We start from the raw sequence: 21685 nt of genomic DNA on the forward strand, positions 1-21685 counted from the left end.
TACGGATTAGGTCGGGTATGGGTAGATTTCGGTAGGAATAAAAACTAAGGTGATTATATGGTCACGCCTTATATCTCTATGGCGGGGATCGGCAAATCCTTTGGGCCGGTTCATGCCTTAAAGTCCGTTGATTTAACTATTTTCACACATGAAATTCATGCGTTATTAGGTGAGAATGGCGCAGGTAAATCAACTTTAATGAAAGTATTGTCGGGTATTCATTCCCCAACGAGTGGCTCAATAACTATTAATGATATTAATTACGACAAACTGCACCATAAACAGGCAGCGCAATTAGGTATCGGGATTATTTATCAGGAACTTAGTGTCATTGATGAATTGACAGTATTAGAAAATCTTTATATTGGCCGTCACCTGACGAAAAAATTCTGCGGTATAAATATTGTAGACTGGAGAAAAATGCGTATCCAGGCGGCAATAATGTTATTACGCGTGGGTTTAAAAGTCAGCCTTGATGAAAAAGTGGCTAATTTATCCATCAGTCATAAACAGATGTTAGAAATTGCTAAAACATTAATGCTCGATGCTAAAGTTATTATTATGGATGAGCCAACCTCATCACTGACTAATAAAGAGGTGGATTATCTCTTCTTAATTATGAATCAGTTGCGCAAAGAGGGTACTGCTATTGTTTATATCTCTCATAAACTGAATGAGATCCGTCGTATATGCGATCGCTATACAGTAATGAAAGATGGTAGCAGTGTGTGTAGCGGCATGATTCAGGATGTCACTAACGACGACATTGTGCGTTTGATGGTCGGGCGCGAATTACAAAACCGCTTTATTGCCTTCAAAGAAAATACCGGCAACGTGGTACGTGACACGGTGTTTGAGGTGAAAAACCTGACCAGTCGCGATAAGAAAAAAGTCCGCGATATCTCATTTGCTGTCAACCGGGGTGAGATCTTCGGGTTTGCCGGTTTAGTGGGTTCTGGCCGCACCGAATTAATGAATTGCCTGTTTGGTGTCGACAAAATCAGCCATGGCGAAGTCTGGCTTAATGGCAAAAATATCACCCCCCGCTCCCCGTTGGATGCACTGAAAAAAGGCATGGGCTACATCACGGAAAGCCGGCGTGAAAACGGTTTTTTCAGCAATTTCTCTATCGCTGAGAACATGGCTATCAGCCATAGCTTAAAAGAAGGGGGTTACAAAGGTGCAATCGGGTTGGTTAAGCCACAGCTTGAGCAGGAAATTGCCGAAGAACAACGAAGCCTACTGGCACTAAAGTGCCATTCGGTGTCGCAAAATATCACAGAACTGTCTGGCGGGAATCAGCAAAAAGTATTGATTTCTAAATGGTTATGTTGTCATCCCGACGTGATTATTTTTGATGAACCCACCCGAGGTATTGATGTGGGTGCTAAAGCCGAGATCTATAAAGTGATGCGCACCCTTGCAGATGAGGGAAAAGTCATTCTGATGGTCTCCTCTGAGCTTCCCGAAATTATTACCGTCTGCGACCGTATTGCGGTGTTTTGTGAAGGACGATTAACGCAAATCCTGACCAACCGTGATGACATCAGCGAAGAGGAGATTATGGCATGGGCATTACCACAAGAGTGAAATCGGATACGGCTGGGAAAAAGCCGTTTAACTTCGCCGCTTTTTGGGATAAATACAGCACTTTTTTCATTCTGGCTATCATTGTGGCTATCTTTGGTTCTATTTCGTCGGAGTATTTCCTTACTACCAATAACATCACGCAAATATTCGTCCAAAGCTCGGTCACTGTATTAATTGGGATGGGTGAGTTCTTTGCCATTTTAGTGGCAGGGATCGACTTGTCTGTTGGTGCGATTCTAGCGCTGTCTGGCATGGTTACCGCAAAATTGATGCTAGCAGGGGTCGATCCAATATTCGCAGCACTGATTGGTGGTGTGCTGGTAGGTGGCGCGCTGGGGGCCATCAATGGCTGCCTAGTCAACTGGACCGGCCTGCACCCTTTCATCATCACTCTTGGCACTAATGCCATTTTTCGCGGTATCACCTTGGTGATTTCTGATGCCAACTCGGTGTATGGCTTCTCGTTTGAGTTTGTAAACTTCTTTGCTGCCAGTGTGTTAGGCATTCCAGTACCGGTATTATTCGCCCTGTTTATCGCCATAGTGCTCTGGTTCCTAACCACCCGTACACGCCTTGGGCGCAATATCTACGCCTTGGGCGGCAATAAAAACTCAGCTTTTTATTCCGGCATTGATGTGAAATTTCACATGTTAGTGGTGTTTATCATCTCAGGTATTTGTGCCGGTCTTGCTGGCGTGGTTTCGACAGCTCGCCTTGGCGCGGCTGAACCGTTAGCTGGGATGGGGTTTGAAACCTATGCCATCGCTAGTGCCATTATTGGCGGTACCAGCTTTTTCGGGGGCAAGGGGCGCATCTTTTCTGTGGTTATTGGTGGCCTGATTATAGGCACCATCAATAACGGCCTAAATATTCTCCAAGTACAAACCTATTACCAACTGGTGGTGATGGGCGGCCTGATTATTGCCGCTGTCGCCCTCGACCGACTTATCAGTAAGTAAGGACTCGATAATGAAGATATCTCCCTCCCTGATGTGTATGGATTTGCTGAAATTTAAAGAACAAATTGAATTTATTGACCAAAATGCGGACTATTTTCACATCGACATTATGGACGGCCATTTTGTACCTAACCTGACACTGTCACCCTTTTTCGTCAGCCAAGTGAAGCGTATTGCCAACAAACCACTGGATTGTCACTTAATGGTGACGCGCCCACAGGATTACATTGCTCCTTTGGCAAAAGCGGGCGCAGACTTTATCACGCTGCACCCAGAAACCCTCAACGGACAAGCATTTCGCTTGATCGAGGAAATCCGCAGTTTGGGGATGAAAGTCGGCCTGATCCTCAATCCAGAAACACCGGTCGATAGCATGAAATATTACATTCATAAAGCAGATAAAATAACCGTCATGACGGTGGACCCTGGCTTTGCTGGACAGCCATTTATCCCTGAAATGTTAGATAAAATTGCTGAACTGAAAGCCTGGCGTGAAAAAAACCAGCTTAATTATGAAATTGAAATTGATGGTTCATGTAATCAGGCAACATACCAACGTCTGATTGAGGCTGGGGCCGATGTGCTAATTGTTGGCTCTTCCGGGCTGTTCAATCATGCCGCTGATATCGATAAAGCCTGGGCGCTGATGTCGCAACAAATCATTCATGCCAAGAGTGAGGTGTTACAGCATGCCTAAATATGACGTGGTGATCGGGGTCGATATGGGGGCGACCCATATCCGCTTTTGCTTACTCAAGCGCGATGGCGTGATGCTCCATTGTGAGAAGTTACGTACTGCTGATGTTATTGCCTCGGGGCTAGTCGCTGGATTAAGCGCCCGACTGCATCAATATCTTGAACGTTATAATGCACGCTGCCAAGGGTTGGTCATGGGGTTTCCAGCACTGGTAGAGAACGATAAAAAGAGCATCATTTCCACACCCAATTTACCGTTAGCCTCGACTGACTTGGCAGGGTTGGCCGATAAGCTGAGTGCAGTGCTGCACTGCCCAGTTCAATTCGAGCGTGATGTTAATATGCAACTCTCCTATGACGTACATGAACATCAACTTGAGCAGCAATTGGTTCTCGGTGCTTATCTTGGTACCGGCATGGGGTTTGCTATCTGGATGAATGGCGCCCCCTGGACTGGAGCACACGGCGTGGCAGGTGAATTGGGGCATATCCCCATGGGAGATGATGAAAAGCAGTGTGGATGCGGCAATTACGGCTGTCTTGAAACCACCTGCTCCGGTTTGGCGTTACGCCGATGGTATGACAGCACACCGCGCGAGTTTGCACTAAGTGAACTGTTTCTCTATGCCACCGAGCAGCCGTTTATTGTGCAGTTTATGCAACGAACAGCGAAAGCCATTGCCACCAGCATTAACCTGTTTGATCCCCATGCGATAGTGCTCGGCGGCGGGGTGATGGATATGCCGGGTTTCCCACTAGAAGCATTGATCCAGCAAATACGAACTTATTTGCGCCGCCCGCTTTCCCATGACGTAGTGCGCTTCGTACAAGCTTCATCGTCAGCATTTAACGGTGCCAGCGGCGCTGCGACAATCGCCAGTAAACAGTGGTTTATTTGAGTGAACCAGCGTGTTCTAAAGTCATATCGCCTAGATTGAACGCTAGCTTGCTCATGCTCAATTCGTGGCACAAACCACCCATCAGAGGCTCCACCTCTTGTCGATAACGAAGTTTACGATGGCAAATCACGACAAATGGGTTACTCCTCGCATTGGACGCTTAACAATGCGATCCCTGCTTCGTGGTAATCTGCAGCATCTTCCGGCAAGGTATCGAGTACAATTGTATCGATCTGTGCCGGCGTGGCGAACTGCGCCAGTGAAGTGTTGCCCAGCTTTGTATGATCGCAGACCACAATCACCTGATTAGCGTGTTCCACCATACTGCGTTTGGTTTCTGCTAGCATAATGTCGGCCACGCATGCCCCATACTTGAGCGACAGAGCGTTCACCCCCATAAAGGCTTTATCGATATTCAACGTATCCAGCAGCGAACGGCCGTTGATCGCCACTGTGCAGTGGTAGCCTTTTTTGACTATACCGCCGAGCAGCACGATCTGGATCGAATCCACATCTTCCAGGCTTTTGGCAATCATAAAATCGTTGGTGATCACCGTAATATTACGGCGCTGGCGTATATGACGGGCAATCTGCAAGGTGGTGGTGCCGGTATCCAGCACGATGATATCACCGTCTTCCACCAGACTTGCCGCGAGTAGGCCAATCTGCTCTTTGGACAAGAGATTGACCTCTTCACGCTGATCAGAACTCATTTCAAAGCTGGCGCGAGTACGCAGGATCGCACCACCATGAGTGCGGGTAAGCATTCCGGCTTCTTCTAGGATGCGCAAATCGGTGCGGATGGTAGCACCAGAAACGTTAAACCGCTCGCTCATTTCCCCAACTGACAGTTTGCGCTTCTCTTTCAGAATGGTGAGAAGTTTTTCCTGTCGTTCCTCTGCATACATACTCCCTCCCTCCCTGTCTGCTGAACGATGTGCGGGTAATATACTCTGCACATGCGCTACTGGCAAAAGCGGTGTGATAGCCCACCTGACCACAGCACCACATTAACACCCTCTTCGATAAGAAGAGGGGTGGGATAAGGATAAATAGACTCTACAGTGGCTGATTAAACTCCACCTGTTCACCGTCCGGCCCTGCAATCATAAAGTAGCGCACGCCGTCATGGCCGCTGGGTTGCAGTGAAGGGCCTTCCGTCAACGGGTAACCTAGTTCCATCATCCATTGCTGAGCGGCAGCAAGATCGCTAACCTGCAATGCAATGTGATCAATACCAAAGCTGGCGGCATCACGCTGTTGTCCAGACCAAGGCAACTGATACAACTCTAACGTTAGGGTGCCCAGCGTTAAGAAACGAATACCAATGTTGCCCTGCGGATCATCGAGCACCAGAGTCTCGCGGGTAGTAAATCCTAATGAATGATAGAAAGTGGTTGCCCGTTCTATATTGGCACTGCGCAGACCCACATGAGCCAGACCACTGATTAGATTTGCCATATTAGACCCCCTTCTTCACGCAGTAGAAGCCGTAGAAAGCCACGTACGCAAAGCAGAGCATCGGTACGGCAAAGGCGATTTGCATGTTGCCGCCGTTGGCATCGGAAATCATGCCCATAATTAATGGCACGATAGCTCCACCGATAATAGACATCACCACGATCGAACCCGCGACTTGTGTCTCCTCTCCCAGACCTTTAATGGTCAACCCGAAGTTGGTCGGCCAGCACAGCGCCATGCAGAAGTTGGCCCCCATAATCGCTACCACTGCGAACATACTGTGGATATTGACGGCAAACAGCAGCAACAGCACACAGATGGAGCAGAATACGCCGAGCAACAGCGCCGGATTAAATTTTTTCATCAACGCGGTAGTGACGACTTTCCCGACAGAGTAACAAACCAGTGTAGCAATCAGCCAATAGGTGGCTGAATGTTCTGTTGTGCCTTGTTCAATCATCTGCACAAAACGAATGGTGAAACTCCATAGACCAACTTGCGCGCCAACATACAGGAACTGCGAAAGTACCCCGAGACGAAAACGTGGCAACGCCAGTAAGATACGCAATGACTGTGACAGTGGCTTGGCTCCACCACCTTGTGAATGTTGTGTTTTGCATGCGGGGAATTTGACTATCACAAAAATCAACGCCAGTACTATCAGCACCGAACCAATGATCAGATACGGCGTCACTACCTGTGAAACCATCTGAGCTCGGGCAGCTTCTGCCAGTTCAGCAGGCATTTGCAGCAGTTGATCGTGAGTCGGATCATTTTTACCGAACACTAACTGCTGGCCAATCAACACGCCGAAAATCACCCCAAACGAATTAAAAATTTGCGAGAAGTTAATACGTTGAGTCGAGGTTTTTAACGGACCCAACAGGCTGGAATAGGTATTAGCGGAGGTTTCCAGGAATGACAACCCGGCAGCAATCACCCCCAAACAGGCGAGGAATGCTCCATAAGTCATGATTTGCGCAGCAGGGATAAACAGAAAACAACCTAGCGCATACAGACACAGGCCGATAACAATGGCGACCTTGTAAGAGTAACGCTTGATTATCGCCGCCGCAGGTAGTGCTACCAGAAAATAGCCAAGGAAGAAGATTGACTGTACCAGCGCGGTCTGGGTATCGGTGAGATCAAACCCCTTTTTGAATTGGGCGATCAGAATATCGTTAAGGTTGCCTGCCATGCCCCACAGGGCAAACAGGCAACAGACCAGCATCAGTTGCAGCCAGGGTGTGGCAGGTAAATAGGCGCTGCTATCGATGTTTTCTGCCGCAACTTGTTCCGCCGCGGGTGTTTTACTGATCAGAGATTCGCTCATTGTGGTGTTCCTTTATTCTCAGAGAAAGAAAACGAGCTAATAACATCAAGCTGTTCGTAAAGGGATTGGGCCTGGCCATAGAGTTGTTCGAACAGTTCAAAACAACGCAGGTAGTGTTCGTGTAACCGAGGATCCGGCGTAATTTCCCGTTCAATGCTGACGGTGCGGCTGACACCCTGAGCAAAACTGCTGAACAGACCAATTCCGACGCCTGCAATAATCGCGCAGCCAGTCGTACCGTTTTCTTGATTGCGAGTTTGTAGGATCGGCAGGTTATAAGCGGAGGATTTGATCTGTAACCACAGTGCACTGCGTGCGCCACCACCAGAAGCGATCATGGCATCCGGTTCTTGTGTACAACGACGGAGTTGTTGCAGGTTACGCAATGCGGCCAGCGCAACGCCTTCCAGCACAGCGCGGTAAAGATGCTCTTGCCGGTGCTTGCGTTGCAAACCAAAGAACTGTGCCCGGGAGTTGGTATGCTCCGCCAGGCGTTCGCCGGTGAGGTAAGGCAGGAATAGCAACCCTTCGGCCCCTGGGGAGACATTCGCCGCCAGATCAAGCATTTGTTGGTGGTTAAGGCGACTGTCGTTCAGTGCCATACGTGCCCATCTCATGGCATCACCACCGGCATCCAAAATCGTAAAGCCGCCCCAAGCGGAATTGGCCAAATGCAGGTTATTCACCCAAGGATCAAGCAATGGTTGCTTGGCTACCACGGTTAATAGGGTCGAGGTGCCGGTACTGTCAGACGCGGTACCGGGTTGATAAACCCCAGAGCCCAACAACGTGGCAGCCATATCTGCGGCACCGGCCACGACAGGTATCCCTACGGGTAAACCGGTAGCAGCGGCAGCGGACTGATCGATCTGGCCAATCACATCGCTGGAGAGATACAGAGCAGGTAATTGATCGCGCCGCAGTTGGAATTGGTTAAGTGCCGTTTCCGACCAAGTTTGTGTGGCGCTGTCCATCAGGTAATAGCAAGAGGCTTCGCTGTAGTCGGTAGCGCGCACACCGCACAACCGGAAGTTAATATAGTCTTTCGGCATTAATACAGTGGCAACTTGTGCCCACTGTTCAGGGTGGTTCTCACGCAGCCAACATAGCTTAAAGGCGGGCCAGGCGGCGGCAGGAGGGTTGTTTAACAGCGCAAGCCACGGTTCAGGCGCTTGTTGTTGTTTAAAATTATCTACCTGCGGCTGCGAACGTTTGTCGTTCCACAATAAGGCACGATCGACCACCAGTTCACCATCTGCATCCAGCAGAACCGTGCCATGCATTTGGCCGCAAACCCCAACGGCGGCAATGCGTGGACGATATTCGGCAAAGCGTACCAGCAACTCTTGAGTACATTCGCAGGCGCTTTGCCACCATAGTGAAGGCGGTTGTTCAGCCCAACCGGCCTGCGGCGTGATTTGATCGTATTCGCGCTGAGCGAAGCCGAGAATTTCTCCGGTGCACATCACCAGCCCAGCGCGAGTGCTGCCAGTGCCGATATCAAGGGTAAGAAGTAAGTCTTTCATTATTATCACTCCTGGTGGGGGCAACAAGGGTGCCCCGAGAAGCGTTACACTGGTGCGTAATAGGCACCGTGTATCAGTTTTTAGTTATCGTTCAGTTCCGGGAACAGGCTTGGATCCTGCTCCAGTTGCTCCAACACCTGTTGGGTAGCGGCTGCGCTCATGCCGAAACGGCGGACACCCAAGCGATACAGCACTCGCACCGTGTTTAGATCGCGGATACCACCGGCTCCTTTGATCTGGATGCGGCCACGCAGTTGATCAGCAATGATCGCCACTTTTTCTTCTGTAGCGCCGGTTGGTGCCCAGCCGGTGGAGGTTTTCACCCAAGCCATACCGACGTCTACGGCGATATCACAGACTTTGCGGATCTGCTCTTCATTTAAGTAGTGGGTTTCCAGAATGACTTTGGCTGGTACAGGCGCGGCAGCTTCTACCACCCGGCGCAGATCTTCACGCACGTAGTCGTAATCACCGGAAAGAACTTTGCCGATGTTCACCACCATATCAATCTCACGAGCGCCATCGACAATCAGTTGTCGGACCTCTTGCACCTTAATATCTGTGGCATGACCACCACCGGGAAAGCCTACTGGGCCACCGATCATGACGTCTGCACGGCCTTGTTCTGGCAGCAAGGTGCTGAGAAAACGTGTCCAGCACGGCAGGACGTGAACGGAGATAATGTGGTAATGGCTTGCCAATTCAGCACAGTGGCGAACATCTGCTTCGGTATTTGTGGCTTGGACGGCGCTCAGATCAATGAGCCGTGCCATGCGTTTTGTAGTTTCATTCATTATCAATGTCTCTCTTTTGCTTTCATTTGATTTCATTTTTGACCTTACTCGCTTTTATATACATTTAAAAACCAGTACTTCAACAAATGTGATCTGTTTTGCAGTTTTTTGATTGTTTTGTTGATGGGGATGAATGTCAGAGAGAAGGCAGTGAGGTGATTGGAGCTTCGCCCTCAACTGAGGGTCAGCGGCCAACAATGGATTTTGATATTGAGCGAGACTATGGCTTGTTTGAAGGGACCACCACGGAAGCCTTGTTCACACTGGCCCCCCAGTGATATCGCGCAGCTATTCCTTGGCAAATTGCATCGCCCAATGGGGACATTGGCTGAGACTGCGCCATTGCGCAAAATAGTGGTTAAGGTTGCGAATCATCTGCTGTAATACGATTTTGCTAAGGTTTTATCCAGCAAGCAATCGTGTCTTTCAGGTCTTTCCGCATCAATTTAGCAGCATCTAAATTCGATACTCTCAGAACCGATTGACCCGATTTCTATCGGGCCGAATGGTGGGGACTTATCTTCATCGCAGACGATATCTATCCTAATCTCAATCAATTTAGTCTAATCACAGCGAATGGAGAATGGCATACCAGAAAAATCAAAAACAAAAAATCCCAATCTTTTTAAGAGATTGGGATTCGAAGATGGCGGAGGAGGAGGGATTAGAATCAAGTAGTCAACATGATGATATTTAATATAATTATTGAGTTATATCTACATTACTATACACATATCTATACACGTAATATTCTCCTAAATTGAGTAATATTCCTGCGCGTCATGGTCAGTAACGAGGTTAGTTCACTATTTTGCATACATACACAATATTCGCAACTATCAAGCTGAGTGTTTATTGACCTTCGATTTAACAGTCGATTATGGATTAGGGATCGCGAAAAAAATTTCTCTATATATAACCAGAAAGTGGTCGGTTCGGTAGGTTCAGTCGGTTCACGCTCTTATCCATCTGATTTATATTAGATATTTATTTTATTTTGAACCGACCCACGGTAGGTTCATCTCTCCATAAAGTCGGTTCAGCACCCAACCATATTGATGAAAATTAAATTAAAACATTGATTAATATGAATATTAATTTAAATTAGCTAAAGCCGTGATCGTCACCATCAAATTATCAAGTAAAGAAAAATAGTTTTGCAGAAAGACTTTTCAACAGGAGTAAAATTTATTACTGTATATAAATACAGTTAATTGATAGGGCGTGAAATCATGAAAGTTGAACTGGTTTACGATAAGCGAAACGTGAAAGAGATACCAGGTGCCAATGACCTTATCCTGGCTGAACTAACCAAGCGCGTACACCGTGTCTTCCCTAAAGCTGAGGTCAAGGTTAAGCCAATGCAAGCGAACGGCATCAATACCGACGCCAGCAAAGGTGATAAGGCTATTCTCAATCGGCTGGTTGAGGAAATGTTTGATGAAGCAGATCAGTGGCTGGTTATCGATCTTTAATTTGAGGGGGATTTATGCTGCGTGTCGAAGTGACGATAGATAAGCTGAACGCCAAGAGCTTTCCGGTTGGCTACACTGATGCTCTTACCAAAGAGTTGACGAACCGCCTCAGTGATAAATTCAATAACTTTGTCGTGAAGGTGAGATTTGCAGGTGCCAACGGGTTAACCGTTCTTGGTGGGATGCCTGACGACAAAGAAGTGATTCAGGAGATTTTGCAGGAAACGTGGGAAAGTGCGGATGACTGGTTTCAGGCTTAACACCTTCTATCTGACCGGTTACCTACCGGCTACTCCCTCCCCGATATCCCCCCAGTATTTGTGGAGCAATGAATCTGTTCTATGATGCCAACCACATTGATGAAAACTTAATACAATTATTAATATTATTTTAAACTGATTATTTGGATACGGAAATTTAGATACTTAAACGAAAAACAGGAATATTCCTACAAAACCAACCCTAGTATCTGATTATTTTTTGACCTAAATCACGTTATCGTGAGTTCATGAATTATCGTTGCAGTAATAAATTTGATGCTCATGTGTATTTTAAAAAGTAAACGAGAATTCATATTAATAAACTTATTCTTTTTATCATATTTTATATCTGGGCCATTACTTAAAATGAAAAAATTTAACTACAAATTATCTTGTATCGCCTTAACTATTATATCTGCGATTAGTACTACAACTTCTTATGCTGACATCGGTTTTACAGGTGATGTAATACCCGACTTACCTGACTGGGATATTCCAGGGGTAATAATAATTGGTAATACGTCATTTGGTGCTATGGATATTTTCAATGGTGGACCGTTGAACAGCGGAAGTGGTGGAACGTTAACCAGCGGAAATGTAGCCGCTGGGCTATGGAGCTATATTGGTTATAGTTCTACAGCTACCGGTGAGGTAGTTATTACTGGCTCTGACTCTAAGTGGATAAATAACGGGGTGCTCTTTGTTGGTTATAACGGTAACGGCACATTACTGATAGCGGATGGAGGAGTTGTAAATAACCCTGTTAACGCGACACATGTTGGTTTTGGTGTTGGGGCTGTTGGTTATCTTGAAGTCAGTGGAACTGATTCACAATTAATCAACGGCGGTGAGTTACGCATTGGTGGCGAAAATGACAGTAATGGCATGATGCGAATTACCGATGGTGCTGTAGTCACTAACCAAAATGATGCTGATATTGCGTATCGCCCAGGTTCAACCGGTAGCGTTGAAGTCACAGGTCTAGGCTCAATCTGGAATGCCGGTAATCGTATGTTCATCGGCCATGAAGGTGATGGCAGTCTTAAAATCACCAGTGGCGGCGTTGTTACCACGGCAACGAAAGCAAGCGTTGCGGCAGGAACGACTTCAACCGGTTATGTAGAAGTGAACGGTGCAGGTTCCCGCTGGCAAGTGGGTACTTTACTTGATATAGGAACAAATGGCCCTGCCACCATGGTAGTTTCTGATGGTGGTGTAGTAACCAGTCAAAGCGGGAATATTAACGACTCTATCGGAGTGGTAGAAATTACCGGCACCGACTCTCGTTGGGATAATGCCGAGACCCTGCAAATTGGTTCGTTTTACGCATCAGTAGGTTCTAATAGTACTCTAAATATCACTAATGGTGGCGTTGTAACTGATAGTTTTGGTTATGTTGGTGCAGGGAAAGATGCCACTGGCCGAGTAAATATCTCAGGTACAGATTCTTCTTGGCACAACGCTAACAGCTTGGTTATTGGTAACAGTGGGAATGGCTCTGTCGTCGTCTCCGATGGCGGGAGTCTCAGTAGTTCTGGTAGCTATGTCGGCTATACCGCTGGCTCAAAAGGTGACGTTTTGGTCACTGGTGTTAACTCCAATTGGGTTAATACAGGTGATATTCGTTTTGGGGAGTTTGGCGGTAACGCCTCACTGACTATTAATAACAGTGGGACTGTTCAAACCGATAATTTAACCATTGCTAAAGATGCAACTTCAATCGGAGTACTGAATATTGGTAGCGCAGCTAATTATACTGCGTCATTAGCCGGTTATATTAATACACCACTTATTACCTTAGGGAGCGGTGATAGCTCAATTGTCTTTAACCATATTGATACTGATTATCAGTTTAATTCTGCCATTGCTGGCAGTGGTAAAGTGGCCGTTTACAGTGGTATGACGGTATTAAATGGCGTAAATACCTATAGTGGTACGACAACAGTTAATGCTGGCATCTTAAAGGCTGGTGCTGCAAGCAGCTTCAGTACAGCTTCCGAATATATTGTCGAGACTGCGGGGGAACTGGATTTAGCCGGTTTCGACCAGACACTGAACAGTCTAAGTAATAGCGGTACTGTGAGCCTTAACGGTGTACCAGGTACGATTCTGACGGTATCCGGTAATTACATCGGCAACGATGGCTTGCTCAATTTTAATTCTCTATTAAATAATGACACTTCAGCTACTGATAAATTGGTCGTTAATGGCAATACTTCTGGCACAACTCGTGTGGGCGTGACTAACTTGGGTGGTAGTGGCGCAACAACATTGAATGGTATCGAACTGATTGAGGTTAATGGGCTGTCAAGCGGTGAGTTTGTTAAGCAGGGGCGTATTGTTGCCGGTGTCTATGATTACTCTCTGGCGCGTGGTGTAGGGATAAATGCCAGCAACTGGTATCTGACCAGCACAGCAACATCGGTTCCACCTGCTGAACCTGCTGAACCTGCTGAACCTGCTGAACCACCAGTGATGGTCAACCGGCCAGAAGCTGGCAGTTACACTGCTAACCTGGCAACTGCCAATAGCATGTTTATAACGAGTCTCAATGACCGCATGGGTGAAACCCAGTATATTGATGCATTGACCGGTGAACATAAAGTGACCAGCCTGTGGTTGCGTAACGAAGGTGGGCATAACCGTTCACGTGATGCATCGGGGCAATTGAATACACAAGCTAATCGTTATGTCCTGCAACTGGGCGGTGATATTGCTCAGTGGAGTAATAACAACACGGACCGTTTCCATCTAGGTATTATGGCTGGATATGGCAATAGCAAGAGTACGACTGTTTCACAAGTGTCTGGCTATAGCTCTAAAGGCTCAATCGACGGCTACAGCGCCGGTGTATACGGTACCTGGTACGCGAATAGCGAAGACAAGTCCGGATTATACGTAGATAGCTGGGCGCAATACAGCTGGTTCAACAACACGGTCAATGGTCAGGATTTAGCTTCTGAAGAGTACAAGTCTAAGGGCGTAAGCGCCTCAGTCGAAAGTGGCTATACCTTTAAAATCGGTGAGAATGCGTCGAAAAACGCCAGTTACTTTATCCAGCCGAAAGCGCAGGTGACATGGATGGGTGTTAAAGCGGACGACCATAAAGAAGCCAATGGGACAAATATATCCGGTGAAGGTGATGGAAACATCCAGACCCGTATGGGGGTGAAAGCCTTTATGAATGGCTACGCCGATCAGGATAAAGGTAAAGATCGTGTATTCCAACCGTTTGTGGAAGCCAACTGGATCCACAATACTAATGATTTCGGCACTACGATGGACGGTATGACGGTTAAGCAAGACGGTGCGGCCAATATTGGTGAGCTGAAAGTGGGTGTGGAAGGCCAGATTAATAAGAAATTGAATGTCTGGGGTAATGTCGGCCAGCAAATTGGTAACAAAGGTTACAGCGATACAGCTGTAATGCTAGGAGTTAAATACAACTTCTAATACTGGTTAAAAAATATAGGTATACAGACCGGGCAATTAAGCCCGGCTTTTGTTTACACTTTAGGCGCTACAGGCCATTCAATATCTGGCGCTTTTGATGTGTCAATACGGTTCAGTAAGACGCGGTAAGTTTTCCAAGCGAGGAGCTGGGTGAAATCGTCATCCGTTGCCATGCCGGTATCTACCGCATCTTGCAGCGGTGCAATTTTTGCCGCTGCTGCATTTAGTAATCGGGTTTTCTTTTCTTCCGCTTCCTGCGTTGCTGCGGCTTGTTGCAATGCTTTATCTGTTACCCATTTCGCGCCGTTCCATTTGTCGAAATCGGTATTCGGGGCCAGTAACGTCAATATATCCGGCAACTCGCCAATAAAGCTGATTTCTTCTGGTTGGCCGGTTTCAGTGCTGTATGCAGTCTTGCCGCGCAAGTCAGTTACGATTTCCCATGCATTGCCAGCATCGTTCCGGCGTACGGCCTTATCTGGCTCGGTGGGTAATACAGGCGAGTCAGCATAACCACTGGCGGGCAAGCTAACACCTAACGGCAGGTACTCATTACTGGCACCAACATATTCGCGAGAATCTGGATTCGCGCTATAAACAACTATCCATCCTTCAGTAATAGACAGTCCATCTTCTCCCAACTGCGCTGCGGCGATTTCCAGTGAATATTTAGTCATTATAAAGCCCTTACTATGTAATTGAATGCGATGTTTCTCATACGTGTTTCTGCTGCTGTGCGCGCAACACGAGAAGCATCGAAGGTAATACCCCCGATATTTCCAGCACCGGTAGCCTGCTGCCCTAGCGCGTCATATACCTCCATTGGGCCAAATGCGCCTGTTGCCGTAACCCCCGCAACTTGTTTGCTGCCCCCCAAGGCGAAGTTACCTGTAATGTTTTGCAATGCGTCAAGCTGCTGTGACAGCAACGCTCGTCCCGCGTCTACTCCTCGCCCATCGTCCCAGCCTCTAATGGCATTCGCACGCATATCGGGGAGTACGCCAGACGGATATTTAAGAGCTAAACGTGGGTAAGTAGATGTGCTAAAGGCAGCGCCGTTACACTTCAAAAAGCCAGCGGGGACACTGGCCAGGGGGTAAGGCATTGGGATACCAATCAGTTGATCGGTCAGGTAAGTGTAAAGATCCGTACCCCACACCGAGCCGTAGATATTACCGTTGGTGGATAGTTGTGCCGAACCGTTTCCAGCGCGGACACTACCTACTGATGTGATATTACCAGTGACGTTCAATACTTTCGGGATTGTGACATCACCAGTGGTTTTATTGATGGAAATAGCCACCCCAGCCGCAGTAGAAACTATACGTGTATTCCCGCCTGAATCGATATCAAAAAATGCAACGTGCACACCGTCTTTATCGAATAAATCGATTTGCCCACCCTCAGCGCTTCCAGTCATCGGGTAAACTTCGAGGCTCTTTACGCCAAGTACACCTGCCAATTGAACATTCGAGTCGGTGGTATTAATGAAAGGCAGGTCAATATCTTTGGTACCATCAAAATCTACACCGCCAATTTTTCTTGCAGTCGCCAGTTTAGTTGCTGATGCAGCTGTGCCACCGATTGGCAATGAAGCATCAAGCGCGGCCTTTACAGCTTTTGGCGTTGCGGCAAGTGTTTCGCTAGTGCTGGTTATAGAACTGCTAAGCTGAACAATCCCTTTTTGGGTTAATGAGGCATCTTTAAGATCTGGGATTCCCTCACTAACGAGCTTTTGTATCGATAATAGAACTTGATCAAAAGCATCACTATCAGCTTCAATTTCGGCTGCTGCTAAAATACTCATTAATTCGCGTTGAATGGTATTAAACCACTCTGCCGGTAGTATTGTCGGTGGTACGCCACCAGCAACATTACCATCAGTAAACTCGCCATTATTGTCGGCGCGCGTGTTGGGGATATCGCCAATTTTTTGCATAAGAAACCCTCGCCAGTTAAGGCGCATAAAAATAAATAGAGAGTGATTAACTAGCTAATGTAGCCAAATTTAAGAATGGTATGGGATGGATTTAATACTGTTAACCGACATTCAAGCTGTTTGTTTCCCCACGAACGCAGTGGATCACTGCAATAAGTCAAACCGCATTGGGCATAATTAATCGTGGTCTCCGGCGCGGTGATCAGCCAGGTAAACGGCCACTCTTCACCGTTTATGGCGTCACCGCAAACCGACATCCCGGTACATGCCTGCCTATATTGGGTGATTGAGATGGTGTAACCCAGCGCCCCGGCAACATGGGTAAAGTAAGCCACCGACTGGCCACCAATGCCGAACAGTTTGGAGACGACGGCCCGCTGGCGCTGGATGATGCTGTCTATCTCACCTATCGCACATAAATCAGGTAACCCAAGCGTCGCTTCCCACTCGGGTAACATGGCGGTCGCTGTTGAAGGAAAAGCGGCATCAAGCAGATCACGGGCATCCTCATCACTACGTTGGAAGGATCGGGCTAGCGCTCGTAAAGTACTGGTTTGAGTCCCGTCTGATATTTTGGGCCAAACTAAGCCCCCCGGCATCAGTGCTTGAATGGCCGCGGTATAGTCATTAACAGAATATCGACTCATAGGTAGGTCACCATGCCCCGGAGAGGTAATTGTCCGGTTTCAAGCTGGATGTTAGTCGTTGGGGAGTCGAGAATAAAACCACTGGTGCCTGTCACATCACCGATGGCCAGCAGCAGTGACGACAGTAAAATTTTACCGCCCGGCTCGCCCTCAGTAAAAAACACCTCGTCAATGGCCGTGTTTATTGCTGTGGTAGTTTCGCTATCTGCTGTAGAAATACCACTAATCACAAAATTCACCGGGGCCGCTACCGGGGCACAGACATAGATGATGGCGATAATAGGCTGTAAGGGATAAATGTGGTCGGCTACCCGCCCCTGATCACCGGTCGCTTTTACCGCGCCCCACTCTTCAAGTTGCGATATGCCATCAGTCCCGACCGGAAAGCCGCCAGAATCATTGCCATCACACATGATATAAATACCGACTGTGCCCACCCCCTGCAAGCGGCGCTTCACCCAACAACGAGTCACACCCGGCACGGCCAAAGCCCAGCCGCGATAATCGGTATCGTTGCCACCTTGGGGAGTGTTTTGATAAGCCAGTAACATACGAGAACGAAAAGCATCTTCTGATTCAATATCAGCGCCGCCAGATACCTTAACTGTGGCGGTGGCCACCGACAGAACGCCATCGATGGCCACATCCAATGTCAGAGATGTCCCTGCATCGGCATTCCCGGCAATACCGCCCCCCGTGGTGTCATCTAATACGCTTGGCAGCACCGCAGTGATTGAGCCGGTGCCTGTGCCGCCAGATCCCAGCGTGACCTCATGATCGAGGCGATATTGATAACCATCGGCCCGATTTAACAGGCTCCCAGCGGCAATCACGCGGCCTGTAGTGCCACTAAATTCGACGATAGGAGAGGTGGCGGGGTTGGCTGGCTTGCGAAACACATCTTTCAACGCGGCCCACGCGGCAAGATATTCATCGGTGGCATTATAAGGCGTGGATTGCAGCGCGATATAATCCAGATAGCCGTAATGCAGGTGTGCCATCCCGGCATCAGCATCACTGATCACACCGACATTGGAGAAGCGCAATAAATTACCGCCCGTCTTGAGTTCTGATTGAATATAAGACAGGTTGCGCTGGCGCAGTTCGCTTAATGTGGGGCGATTAAATGGCATGTATTAGCTCTCCCATACCCATGAGAATTTAACTGAAGCCTGTGCTTTAGCCGGTTGTTGATAGTTGACAATGAGATTGATTCGGTTGGGAAACACTATCTGAGCATTGGTACTGATTGCGGTCACCACGCCATCATCAAGCAACCAAGTTAAGGCTTCATTGGCATAGTCTTCAGCCTTTAGCGCTACCTTGGTAGTAAGTTTTTCGCGGTGCAGCAACCACAGCCGGGAGCCGATCGGGTACTCTGATCCGGTATCACCCCACCACCCGCGCCGATCGTCGCCGTCAATAGCGTCATCAGAACGGGCCAACCGGTCCGTGAACAGGCTAATTAAAATGGCCGTCTCTAAATCATTGCCATCCAGCAGCCCACCGCCGCCTGTTTGCCAGTCGCCCAGCAATTTGTCCGGTTCCCAGACTGTTTTGATATCTGTTGTCATTGCACCACCTTACCCGTCACTTCACTGGTTAATGTCGCGCTACCACCCTGTACATTTTTAAGCTGGTGATTGTGGGTGTTATAGGCTTCGCGTAGGGTTTTCAGCGTGGTGCCATTGCTGCCAGCGTTATCGACAATATCGCCACTGACCTCCAGTAACGGGGTATTTAGGCGCACTTTTACCGCGGCATTAACCGTCACCTCAGTGGCATTGTTGACCGTGACCGGCTGACCATTGGCCTCAATAATGATGCCGGTTTCGGTTAACTTGATGTATTGCCCCCACTGCGAATAGATCACCGTTTCACCCGTATTGAGTCCGGTATGACGAAAAGACTGATGATTTGAGCCAATAATGACTGCGCTTGACCTGTCACCACCGAGGAACCCAATAACCACATCGGTGTTAGCGGGTAACCCTGACGAAAAACCAAACTCAGCCAATCTCGGCGTATCATCACGGACTTCAAGCGGGGTTTGATATTGAACGGTTTGAACGGTGCCGCCATCATTGCTGGCTGTGACCCGTCCTATCCCGAGTATCATTTTTATCTGGCGATATAGTTGGGATAGCTGCCCTGATTCGCTCATCGTGGGTTCAACTCCATAAGGTTTGAATAGAACTGATAAGGCTGAACGGTAAAGGCTTCAGGCGGCATCAGCACCATTTGCGCGGCGGTGCCATGGTCGTCTTTGAGATAGGTCACCTCCGATAACAGCCAGAGTTCATCCTTTAAGCCAAAGATAGGCAAATCAATGGGGATCAGGGTGTTGGGTTCCCATAACTTCCCGTCTTTATCGCGCCAGCTATCGACCGTTACCAGCAGCTCTTTAGAGCGCCCATAGCGGCGGTTCATTTCCCAGTCGATGCACTGCTGGGCCAGTTTTAGCGCTTTCATCGTGCTTTCAACAATGATAATGCGGTTGCGATAACGCATTTTGGCCGCTTCAGGATCGCGACTGCGGGCTAAGGTCACCGCGCCATATCCGGCGTCCTGTACCTGCTCCTGAAGTTGGCTCACCGACATCGATACACCAATGTAGTCAGAAAAGCGCTGATCCATACCGGAGTTATACGCGGCGTCTTCGATATTGATACCCTGCGCGACACCGCTGGCCGCTTTGCGCGTCCCCACCCGAGTCAGATAGAGGTTCCCATCGGGCAGGTCGTAATAGAGCAGCGCCGCCCAGCGGGTAATGCGGTCGATGATTTCCTGCGAGGATTCACCCCAGTTCAATGTAAATTGGGGGACAATATCCAAGTCGGTCACATCAGTCGTCACCGTAATGCTGTAGGGCTGCGCCAATCGTTGGGCTATCTGTAGCGCTGTTGATTGGCTGATCACATTGTTTGGCCACTCAGCGGAGCAATCAACCAGGTCCTGGCACTTGCTCCGCCCCGTCGCCCTCACTTCGCGGCGATTACGGCTGATCATCGGTGCCCAGCGGTCGATATATCCGGTCAGCACCACATCATCACCTAAATTAACCACGCAAGGGTCGCCCGGATTCACCCACTGCTGGTTATCACTGCCCGGATAAAGGTCCATCAATGACAGGCTGAAATCGCTGGGTAACCGCTCTATGCTGCGAGTGACACGGATATTATCCCAGCCCGTGATCAGCTTATTGCCAATACGCAGCGTCAAATCATCACTCATGAATTCAGCGCCTTAAATCGAAGGGGCATAAATGCCGGATGAACAGGAACCGCCATTTTCACCAGTGCATCACCCCGGCGGGCATCCTGATAGAGTCGATTGGCCAGATTAAGCGCGGGCAGTGAGCGGTTAAAATTGACTATCTCAACGCGAGACAGGTTAGCGCCCGTCTGCTGTAACAGCGTGACGATAGACTCACGTAACGTAATTAATGACTGATACACCTCATCATTGCCTGTATCAGCCGCTGAAAGCGCGGCACCGTCTACCACATCACAGACCCGCGTCAATATATCGACTGCATCGTCATAGCTTTCCGGTTGATATTGCGACGCGGCAAACACCATCGCGCCGGCACACAACACAATAATGAGCTGATAACTGGCGGCGGCGGTATTGCTGTCGCCGGGATTGGGTCGAAAAGTGTCGTCATTGATTGCCGTTAATTCTTGCATCATGCGGATTAAATCAAGGGTACTGGCTCCGCTGGCCAAGATGGCATTCACGACAGCCAGAACCGCATTGGCATGTGCTGCTACCGTTGCGGCCTCGGTCAATGCATCGGTAGCAGCCGCGAGTGATGCCCGCCCCTCGACTGAAACAGCCATTCGTTGGTCCACCAGCGCGGACAGGTCCGTTGTGTCACTCTGCGTGCTGACGGACGCCGTGGCCCCTGATACGCTGCCGCCTACAGTGCCGTGATTAAAGCGGCCATAACGATCCCGGCCTAATGTAGAGCGGAGCATATTGCCCAGATTTGTCGCTTCACTGGTGGTTGAATTCACCATATTGACCCAGAATGCCGCGGTACTTTTCAGCGTTCTGATGGTTTGAGTGACAGAACGGATCTCGCCTTTGACCGTGGCAATAAAGGTGGCGACGGACTTGGAGGCCAGACCAAACCATGATGACTGAATCGACGAAACCGCATCAGCGGAGCTGGTAACAGAAAACACCCGTAAACCCGACTCAATAATGGTCAGCGTAAATTCAAAAACACGCCCAGACTCGGCCCCCTCATTCAGACGAAGGCCACTTTCGGGGATGCTGACCGTCATTTCACCGAGTGTTGGGTGTACTAGTGTTCCCGCATCAGGCATTTCACAGGCGGCGATCAGGGAGTCGCGCTGGGTCATGACGTCAGGTGCGTTATAAAGGCCACTACTCTGAATGAGAAAACCACGGATAGTCAGGCGGCGAGTGGCACGGCCTAAATCTTCAATCCAGGCGGTATCGCGATAAGGGTATTCATGAATAGCCTGACGGCGACCGAAGACACCTTCCGCACTGATAACCGCAAAGGGAACCCCACGGAAAGAGGCAGGGTGCAGGTGTTCTGACCACTGCCAGCTATCGCCCCCAGTACCCAATAAATCAGAAAGTGCATTGCTGATCAGTGACATTTACGCCCCCTGAAAA

20 protein-coding genes and 1 pseudogene are annotated in these 21685 nt (G+C 48.6%); 8 read left to right on the forward strand and 13 right to left on the reverse strand.

The features are described from left to right. The first annotated feature begins 57 nt into the window (after positions 1-57). Genes alsA through alsK form a run of 4 tightly spaced genes read left to right on the forward strand, consistent with a single transcriptional unit; the run spans position 58 to position 4144 of the window. Complete coding sequence (gene alsA, locus DA391_RS13820; RefSeq protein WP_108087857.1) at positions 58-1590, forward strand: D-allose ABC transporter ATP-binding protein AlsA; 1533 nt, start codon at positions 58-60, stop codon at positions 1588-1590. After that, positions 1569-2549, forward strand: coding sequence for a D-allose ABC transporter permease (alsC, locus tag DA391_RS13825; RefSeq protein WP_108087858.1), 981 nt, complete (start codon positions 1569-1571; stop codon positions 2547-2549). The genes alsA and alsC overlap by 22 nt, the downstream gene beginning before the upstream one ends. 10 nt (positions 2550-2559) lie before the next feature. Continuing rightward, on the forward strand, positions 2560-3246 hold the full coding sequence (alsE, locus tag DA391_RS13830; protein ID WP_050081751.1) for a D-allulose 6-phosphate 3-epimerase: 687 nt from the start codon (positions 2560-2562) through the stop codon (positions 3244-3246). Further along, positions 3239-4144 carry an allose kinase gene (alsK, locus tag DA391_RS13835; RefSeq protein ID WP_108087859.1) on the forward strand — a complete coding sequence of 302 codons (906 nt, stop codon included), beginning with the start codon at positions 3239-3241 and terminating at the stop codon, positions 4142-4144. The genes alsE and alsK overlap by 8 nt, the downstream gene beginning before the upstream one ends. Before the next feature lie 140 nt (positions 4145-4284). On the opposite strand, the gene DA391_RS13840 is transcribed toward alsK, so the two are convergent. From DA391_RS13840 to deoC, 5 genes are all read right to left on the reverse strand, one after another. After that, the gene (locus DA391_RS13840) at positions 4285-5052 is read right to left on the reverse strand and encodes a DeoR/GlpR family DNA-binding transcription regulator (RefSeq protein ID WP_049605302.1); all 768 of its coding nucleotides are present in this window, start codon (positions 5050-5052) and stop codon (positions 4285-4287) included. A gap of 151 nt (positions 5053-5203) precedes the next feature. Next, on the reverse strand, positions 5204-5605 hold the full coding sequence (locus tag DA391_RS13845; protein ID WP_050081755.1) for a VOC family protein: 402 nt from the start codon (positions 5603-5605) through the stop codon (positions 5204-5206). A gap of 1 nt (position 5606) precedes the next feature. Further along, on the reverse strand, positions 5607-6938 hold the full coding sequence (gene fucP, locus DA391_RS13850) for an L-fucose:H+ symporter permease (RefSeq protein WP_049605304.1): 1332 nt from the start codon (positions 6936-6938) through the stop codon (positions 5607-5609). Continuing rightward, on the reverse strand, positions 6935-8464 hold the full coding sequence (locus DA391_RS13855) for a xylulokinase (protein WP_057649939.1): 1530 nt from the start codon (positions 8462-8464) through the stop codon (positions 6935-6937). Before DA391_RS13855 ends, fucP begins: the two co-directional genes overlap by 4 nt. Before the next feature lie 80 nt (positions 8465-8544). Beyond that, positions 8545-9294: a deoxyribose-phosphate aldolase gene (gene deoC, locus DA391_RS13860; protein ID WP_108087860.1), complete on the reverse strand. Its 750-nt coding sequence runs from the start codon at positions 9292-9294 to the stop codon at positions 8545-8547. 107 nt (positions 9295-9401) lie between these two features. Between deoC and DA391_RS13865 the strand changes: the two are divergent. The 4 genes and pseudogenes from DA391_RS13865 to DA391_RS13880 all read left to right on the forward strand — a co-directional run. After that, positions 9402-9642 (forward strand): annotated as a pseudogene (locus tag DA391_RS13865) (YhcH/YjgK/YiaL family protein); the annotation flags it as partial. A gap of 848 nt (positions 9643-10490) precedes the next feature. Beyond that, on the forward strand, positions 10491-10733 hold the full coding sequence (locus DA391_RS13870; RefSeq protein WP_049600571.1) for a DinI family protein: 243 nt from the start codon (positions 10491-10493) through the stop codon (positions 10731-10733). Between the two features lie 17 nt (positions 10734-10750). Further along, the gene (locus tag DA391_RS13875) at positions 10751-10993 is read left to right on the forward strand and encodes a DinI-like family protein (RefSeq protein ID WP_167398232.1); all 243 of its coding nucleotides are present in this window, start codon (positions 10751-10753) and stop codon (positions 10991-10993) included. A 366-nt stretch (positions 10994-11359) separates the two neighbouring features. Beyond that, a complete protein-coding gene (locus DA391_RS13880; RefSeq protein WP_108087862.1) occupies positions 11360-14446 on the forward strand; it encodes an autotransporter outer membrane beta-barrel domain-containing protein in 3087 nt (1028 codons plus the stop codon). Positions 14447-14499: 53 nt separating this feature from the next. Here the strand turns inward: DA391_RS13880 and DA391_RS13885 are convergent, their stop codons facing one another. Genes DA391_RS13885 through DA391_RS13920 form a run of 8 tightly spaced genes read right to left on the reverse strand, consistent with a single transcriptional unit; the run spans position 14500 to position 21669 of the window. Continuing rightward, positions 14500-15123, reverse strand: coding sequence for a tail fiber assembly protein (locus DA391_RS13885; RefSeq protein WP_108087863.1), 624 nt, complete (start codon positions 15121-15123; stop codon positions 14500-14502). Next, the gene (locus DA391_RS13890) at positions 15123-16385 is read right to left on the reverse strand and encodes a phage tail protein (protein WP_108087864.1); all 1263 of its coding nucleotides are present in this window, start codon (positions 16383-16385) and stop codon (positions 15123-15125) included. Before DA391_RS13890 ends, DA391_RS13885 begins: the two co-directional genes overlap by 1 nt. Before the next feature lie 50 nt (positions 16386-16435). Next, positions 16436-17032, reverse strand: a complete 597-nt coding sequence (locus tag DA391_RS13895) for a YmfQ family protein (RefSeq protein ID WP_108087865.1) — start codon at positions 17030-17032, stop codon at positions 16436-16438. Next, complete coding sequence (locus DA391_RS13900) at positions 17029-18165, reverse strand: baseplate J/gp47 family protein (protein WP_108087866.1); 1137 nt, start codon at positions 18163-18165, stop codon at positions 17029-17031. The genes DA391_RS13895 and DA391_RS13900 overlap by 4 nt, the downstream gene beginning before the upstream one ends. A 3-nt stretch (positions 18166-18168) precedes the next feature. After that, complete coding sequence (locus DA391_RS13905) at positions 18169-18606, reverse strand: phage GP46 family protein (RefSeq protein ID WP_108087867.1); 438 nt, start codon at positions 18604-18606, stop codon at positions 18169-18171. After that, complete coding sequence (locus DA391_RS13910; protein WP_108087868.1) at positions 18603-19196, reverse strand: phage baseplate assembly protein domain-containing protein; 594 nt, start codon at positions 19194-19196, stop codon at positions 18603-18605. Before DA391_RS13910 ends, DA391_RS13905 begins: the two co-directional genes overlap by 4 nt. After that, positions 19193-20266, reverse strand: coding sequence for a phage baseplate assembly protein (locus DA391_RS13915; RefSeq protein ID WP_108087869.1), 1074 nt, complete (start codon positions 20264-20266; stop codon positions 19193-19195). Before DA391_RS13915 ends, DA391_RS13910 begins: the two co-directional genes overlap by 4 nt. Then, positions 20263-21669: a DNA circularization protein gene (locus tag DA391_RS13920; protein WP_108087870.1), complete on the reverse strand. Its 1407-nt coding sequence runs from the start codon at positions 21667-21669 to the stop codon at positions 20263-20265. The genes DA391_RS13915 and DA391_RS13920 overlap by 4 nt, the downstream gene beginning before the upstream one ends. Positions 21670-21685 lie beyond the last annotated feature (16 nt).

It is taken from the genome of Yersinia massiliensis (assembly GCF_003048255.1).
GTDB classification, from domain to species: domain Bacteria; phylum Pseudomonadota; class Gammaproteobacteria; order Enterobacterales; family Enterobacteriaceae; genus Yersinia; species Yersinia massiliensis_A.